5 protein-coding genes are annotated in these 6,032 nt (G+C 66.7%); 3 read left to right on the forward strand and 2 right to left on the reverse strand.

Annotated elements, in window-relative coordinates; translation table 11 throughout:
• Positions 1–822 (reverse strand): APC family permease (locus AC5RWX_RS29220; RefSeq protein WP_494099731.1); only part of this gene is annotated, 822 nt, incomplete at its 3' end.
• Between the two features lie 108 nt (positions 823–930).
• Here AC5RWX_RS29220 and aspS point away from each other — a divergent pair.
• On the forward strand, positions 931–2,709 hold the full coding sequence (aspS, locus tag AC5RWX_RS29225; protein WP_494099732.1) for an aspartate--tRNA ligase: 1,779 nt from the start codon (positions 931–933) through the stop codon (positions 2,707–2,709).
• A gap of 386 nt (positions 2,710–3,095) precedes the next feature.
• Here the strand turns inward: aspS and AC5RWX_RS29230 are convergent, their stop codons facing one another.
• Positions 3,096–3,767 (reverse strand): acVLRF1 family peptidyl-tRNA hydrolase, encoded by a 672-nt coding sequence (locus AC5RWX_RS29230; RefSeq protein ID WP_494099733.1) that lies wholly within the window; start codon positions 3,765–3,767, stop codon positions 3,096–3,098.
• Between the two features lie 73 nt (positions 3,768–3,840).
• Here AC5RWX_RS29230 and AC5RWX_RS29235 point away from each other — a divergent pair, with 73 nt between their 5' ends.
• Both AC5RWX_RS29235 and rpsD read left to right on the forward strand, forming a co-directional pair.
• Positions 3,841–5,247 (forward strand): replication-associated recombination protein A, encoded by a 1,407-nt coding sequence (locus AC5RWX_RS29235; RefSeq protein ID WP_494099734.1) that lies wholly within the window; start codon positions 3,841–3,843, stop codon positions 5,245–5,247.
• A gap of 170 nt (positions 5,248–5,417) precedes the next feature.
• Positions 5,418–6,032 (forward strand): 30S ribosomal protein S4 (gene rpsD, locus AC5RWX_RS29240; RefSeq protein WP_494099735.1); only part of this gene is annotated, 615 nt, incomplete at its 3' end.

Here is a 6,032-nt window from a genome sequence, read left to right on the forward strand (position 1 = left end):
CGCGCCCGCCTGCACCAACGGCGCGCCGGCCGCAAGCCGTGACTGCTGGACCGCATCCAGCAGCGGGGTCTGCGTGGCAGCCAGTTCTCCGCCGGGAAGGTGGTTGAGCAGCAGCAATGCCAGCGCCAGGTAGATGGCGAAGGCAGCAGCCAGTGCGGCAAGGATGGCCCTTGGGATGGAACGGGACGGGTCCTTGACTTCCTCACCCAGCGTGGCGATCCGGGCGTAGCCGGCAAAGGCGAAAAACAGCAGCCCGGCAGCTGGCAGCACACCCTCGGGTCCGCCCAAGGCAGCCCCCAGAGGTCCGTCGGCTTCCGGGTGCGGCCCAACAATCGCTGAAACGGCCACAAACACCAGAGTGGCCAGTACCATGCACAGCAGGATGCGGGTCAGCAGGGCCGTCCGGGTGACCCCCAGAAGGTTGACTGCGGTCAACGCCACCACAGCCGCGATGGCAACCGGCACTGCGAAATCACGGGCGACATAGCTGCCGAAAGTCAGCGCCATCGCCGCACACGATGCGGTTTTTCCGGTCACGAAGCCCCAGCCGGCGAGGAACCCCGGCCACTCACCGAGCTGTTGGCGGCCGTAGACATACGTCCCTCCGCTGGTAGGGTACTTCGCTGCCAGGGCGGCGGAGGCCACAGCATTGCAGTAGGCCACGGCCCCCGCAATGATTACCGAAAGGACCAGCAAATTCCCGGCCAGCGCGGCCGCCGGGGAAAAGACAACGAACACTCCCGCGCCCAGCATGGAGCCAAGGCCGATCGTAGTGGCATCGAAGGTGCCAAGCCTTCGATGCAGTTGCTGGTGCGCGCTCATGCGGTGACAGTCCCTTTGCAGCGGGTAAACTCGAACGGAATCGTTCCCCGAACGATCCTATTTAACTTTCCGTATGACTTCCCGTGTTACCCCGCAGAAAGGCGTGCTGTGCTGCGCACACATGACCTCGGATCCCTTCGTTCCGAGCACATTGGACAAACCGTAACCCTCGCTGGCTGGGTGGGCCGCCGTCGTGATCACGGTGGTGTGGCTTTCGTGGACCTGCGCGATGCTTCCGGCGTGGCACAGGTTGTGGTCCGCGAGGAAGAAGTTTTCCACGGCCTGCGCAACGAGTATGTCCTGCAGGTCACCGGCACCGTCTCCAAGCGGCCTGAGGGCAATGAAAACCCCGCGCTGGCCACCGGCGGGATCGAGGTCATGGCAGACAAGGTGGTCATCCTCAACACCTCCGAGCCGCTCCCGTTCCAGATTGACGAGCACGTTGAGGTGGGCGAGGAAGCACGCCTGAAGCACCGCTACCTGGACCTGCGCCGGCCCGGCCCTGCCCGCAACCTCCGGCTCCGCTCGGAGGCAAACCGCGTGGCCCGTGAGCTGCTGCACCAGGACGGTTTCGTGGAGGTTGAAACCCCCACGCTGACCCGTTCGACGCCGGAAGGCGCCCGGGACTTTGTGGTCCCCGCCCGCCTGGCGCCGGGTTCGTGGTACGCCCTGCCGCAGTCACCGCAGCTTTTCAAGCAACTTCTGCAGGTGGGCGGTTTCGAGAAGTACTACCAGATCGCCCGTTGCTACCGCGATGAAGACTTCCGCGCCGACCGCCAGCCGGAATTCACCCAGCTGGACATCGAAGCCAGCTTCGTGGACCAGGACGACATCATTGCCCTCGGCGAGAACATCGTCAAGGCACTATGGAGGCTGATCGACGTCGAGATCCCGACGCCCATCCAGCGCATCACCTACGCGGACGCCATGGCCCGGTACGGCTCGGACAAGCCCGACCTCCGCTTCGACGTGGAGCTGACCGAGCTCACCGAGTTCTTTAGGGACACCAACTTCGGCGTCTTCAAGGCTCCGTACGTCGGCGCCGTGGTGATGCCGGGCGGCGCCTCCCAGCCCCGCCGCACCTTGGACGGCTGGCAGGAATTCGCCAAGCAGCGGGGGCACAAGGGCCTTGCGTACGTCCTGTTCAAGGAAGACGGCGAGCTCGCCGGCCCGGTGGCCAAGAACCTGACCGACACGGAGCGCGCAGGCTTGGCGGATGCCGTTGGCGCCAAGCCCGGCGACTGCATCTTCTTCGCAGCCGGTGAGAAGACAGCCGCCCGCGCCCTCCTCGGTGCTGCCCGCGTCGAAATCGGACACCGCACCGGCCTCATCGACCCCAAGGCCTGGGCCTTCTGCTGGGTAGTGGACGCGCCCATGTTCGAACCGGCCGCAGCAGCGGTCGCGTCCGGAGACGTGGCCGTCGGGGGCGGCAAGTGGACGGCCGTGCACCACGCCTTCACTTCGCCCAAGCCCGAGTTCCTGGACACGTTCGACCAGGATCCGGAATCGGCCCTGTCCTACGCGTACGACATTGTCTGCAACGGCAACGAAATCGGCGGCGGTTCGATCCGTATCCACGAGCGCGACGTCCAGGAACGGGTCTTCGAACTGATGGGCCTAGACCGGGAGGATGCCCAGACCAAGTTCGGCTTCCTGCTGGAAGGGTTCAAGTACGGCGCCCCTCCGCACGGCGGCATCGCCTTCGGATGGGACCGCGTGGTGGCACTGCTGGCCGGTGTTGAGTCCATCCGCGACGTTATTGCCTTCCCGAAGACCGGCAACGGTTACGATCCCCTGACGGCGGCCCCGGCTCCCATCACGCCCCAGCAGCGCAAGGAAGCCGGCGTGGACTTCAAGCCTGAGGCCAAACCGGCAGACGGCAAGTAAAGCACCGCTATCCAACTGAAGGCTCTCCTGGAAGGGAGGGCCTTCAGTCCTATCCGCGGGAGTCCCTTTGGTTTACAGCCCCCGGGCAGCCGGCCCGCTCTTTCGAAACGCTTACGGACGTGGCCTGGCCTGCCGTCAGCGTTGCGACACGGGGGAGTGGGTCCTCCGGGCTGCCGCCGGCGTCACCCAGAGGGCCAACTCGTTGTGGCCGCGGGAGGCCGCCGTGGAGCCCCAGGCCGCGCTGCCCTGGCCTGCTGCTGAGCTCAACGCTTGGTTGTTACGTCAGCATCGTCGGGAATGGGATCGACTCGATGGGCATGTCACAAAGCCGTGCGATGGGAAGTGCCAAGGGTCCTTGTCACCCTGCAGGCCTGGTCCCGGCATTGCTAGTGCGGGTCGGTAACCTGGATCCGTACCGAGCAGGCGTCCGCGGCTGCCTTCTTCAGCACCGCCGCTTTGGGGTCGGGGACGTCAAGGTAGGCCAGCCGGGGGAGCCCGGAATAGTCCTTCAAAGCCGGGTGGTCGAGGACAAAGCCCGCCAATGCCCGGTCACCGCCCGGGACCACGTATTCGAACGGCTCCCCGCGGAATACCCGAAGGGCCTGTTCGGCTACAGCGCCCACGAGTGCATCCGCCTGGTTGGACCGCCGCCGCGCGAACCGCTGCTGGGACTGGCCGCCCGCGGCGGTCCGGGACTGCACGTAGGTGGAACCGACCTTGGAGGCAAGAGCCACGCCCTCGCTCACCACCGCCACACCGTATCCTCCACGCCTGATTAGGAGGAGGCCAAGCCGGCGCGGCTGTGACGCGAGGGAGGCGAGCCGCTCCAGCGCGTCCGCACCGCGGCCGGGCCGGCCGTCGCTGGGCCAGGGCGCCTGCAGGAGCGCAACGGCGCCGTCGTCAGCAAGAAGGCGCAGGCCGTCGTCGTCATCCCGCAGCCGGAGTCCGCCATGTGCGGCACCGAACCTCTCCGCCCACCCGGGCAGGCGGCCGCCCGGGACGTAGGCAGTGCGGACGGAAGGCAGCCGCTGTCCGCCGGCGGGGGTATGTGCGGACATGCGGGCATCCTTCGCTGAACGGCTGCAGCTTCCGCGCGGAAGCCTATGGGTGAACTGGAAGTAGCCTATCTATGTGGAAGATCTCTTCGGGCACGGGCCCGGCACCGATGACGACGACGGTCCCGTTGCCGCCGGCAGCACCGTCTCCAGCGGGAGTGCCAAGCCGCGGAGTCCGCTGGCCGTGCGGATGCGGCCGCGGACCGTCGATGAGGTAGTGGGCCAGCAGCACCTGCTGGGCCAGGGCTCGCCGCTAAGGCAACTGGCGGCAGGAGCAGATGCAGCCGGGCCGGCAGGGCCGAGTTCACTGATCCTTTGGGGTCCTCCCGGGACCGGGAAGACCACGCTCGCGCACGTGATCGCCAGGGGCCCGGGACGGAAGTTCGTTGAACTTTCGGCCATTACGGCCGGGGTCAAGGACGTGCGGCGGGTGATGGACGATGCCTTAACGGCCCGCGACCTGTATAAAACGACCACCGTTTTGTTCCTCGATGAGATCCACCGGTTCAACAAGGCGCAGCAGGATGCCCTGCTGCCCGGAGTCGAGAACCGCTGGGTTGTCCTGGTCGCAGCCACCACCGAGAACCCGTCGTTTTCCGTGGTCTCGCCGCTCCTGTCCCGTTCCCTGCTCCTGACCCTCAAGCCGCTGACTGATGCAGACATCGAAGGCCTGCTTGTGCGGGCGGTTGGGGACGCCCGCGGGCTGGCCGGGAAGGTGGAGCTCGACGACGAAGCCCTGGCGCACCTCGTCCGGCTCTCCGGCGGCGACGCCAGGCGTGCCCTGACGGCGCTGGAAGCGGCGGCAGGCGTTGCGTTCGGGGATGCTGACGACGCCGGCGAGGGTACGGTAAAAGTGGAGTTGAAGCACACCGAGCGCGCCTTGGACGTTGCGGCCGTCCGCTACGACCGGGCGGGAGACCAGCATTATGACGTGGCCAGCGCCTTCATCAAGTCCATCCGCGGGTCCGACGTGGACGCGGCCCTGCACTACCTGGCGCGGATGCTCGAAGCGGGGGAGGACCCGCGGTTCGTCGCCCGACGAATCGTGATCTCGGCAGCCGAGGATGTGGGGATGGCCGATCCCACTGCGCTGCAGACTGCGGTGGCCGCAGCCCAGGCGGTGCAGCTGATCGGTATGCCCGAGGGGCGGATCATCCTGGCCGAGGCCGTGGTGCACCTGGCCACGGCGCCAAAGTCCAACGCCGCGTACATGGGCATTAACAAAGCCATCTCCGATGTGCGGGCAGGGCTTGGGAACGGCATCCCCGCCCACCTGCGGGACGCGCATTACCCGGGTTCGAAGCAGTTGGGCCACGGCCTGGGCTACAAGTACGCCCACGACGCGCCACACGGAGTTGCCACGCAGCAGTACCCGCCGGATGACCTGGTGGGAAGGGACTACTACCAGCCCACCGCCAACGGCGCGGAGCGGGACATCGCAGTGCGGCTGGAGCGGCTGCGGAGGATCGTCCGGGGCCAGTAGGCGCCGTGGTAGGATAGATGTTTGTCTGGCAAGGCGCGGACGCACAATCTCCCCAATTTTACGTTGAGAAGGTTATGCCTGTGCCCAGTAGCAAAAGGCAGCGGTTGGCCGATGCTCTCCATCGTGGAGGCCAGTAACACTGACACACCGCAGATATTGGAAGGACACAAGTGGCTAACAACACTCGTGCTCGCCGTCAGGCCCGCCTCTCGCGGTCCCTCGGCATCGCTCTGACCCCCAAGGCCGCCAAGTACATGGAGCGCCGCCCGTACGGCCCCGGTGAGCATGGCCGTGCCCGCAAGAAGCAGGACTCCGACTACGCCGTACGTCTGCGCGAAAAGCAGCGCCTGCGCGCACAGTACGGCATCCGCGAAGCACAGATGACCCGTGCCTTTGAAGAAGCCCGCCGCACCAAGGGCCTGACCGGTGAAAACCTCATCGAACTGCTCGAGATGCGTCTTGACGCCCTGGTCCTGCGTGCCGGCTTCGCCCGCACCATCGCCCAGGCCCGCCAGCTGGTTGTGCACCGCCACATCATGGTTGACGGCGTCCGCGTTGACCGCCCGTCGTTCCGCGTCGGCGAGGGCCAGCTGGTCCACGTCCACAGCCGCAGCGAAACCATGGTTCCGCTCCAGGTTGCAGCAGCCGGCGCCCACCGCGACGTCCTGCCCGCCGTTCCGGCATACCTGGACGTCAAGCTGGAGGCCCTCCAGGCTCGCCTGGTCCGCCGCCCCAAGCGCTCCGAGGTCCCCGTGACCTGCGAAGAGCAGCTGGTCGTCGAATTC

It is taken from the genome of Arthrobacter sp. SPT-J7 (assembly GCF_059089965.1).

Excerpts from the sequence above, each read along its gene's own strand:
- AC5RWX_RS29230 (WP_494099733.1), bottom strand. The coding sequence starts at position 3,767 with ATGTCCGCACATACCCCCGCCGGCGGACAGCGGCTGCCTTCCGTCCGC.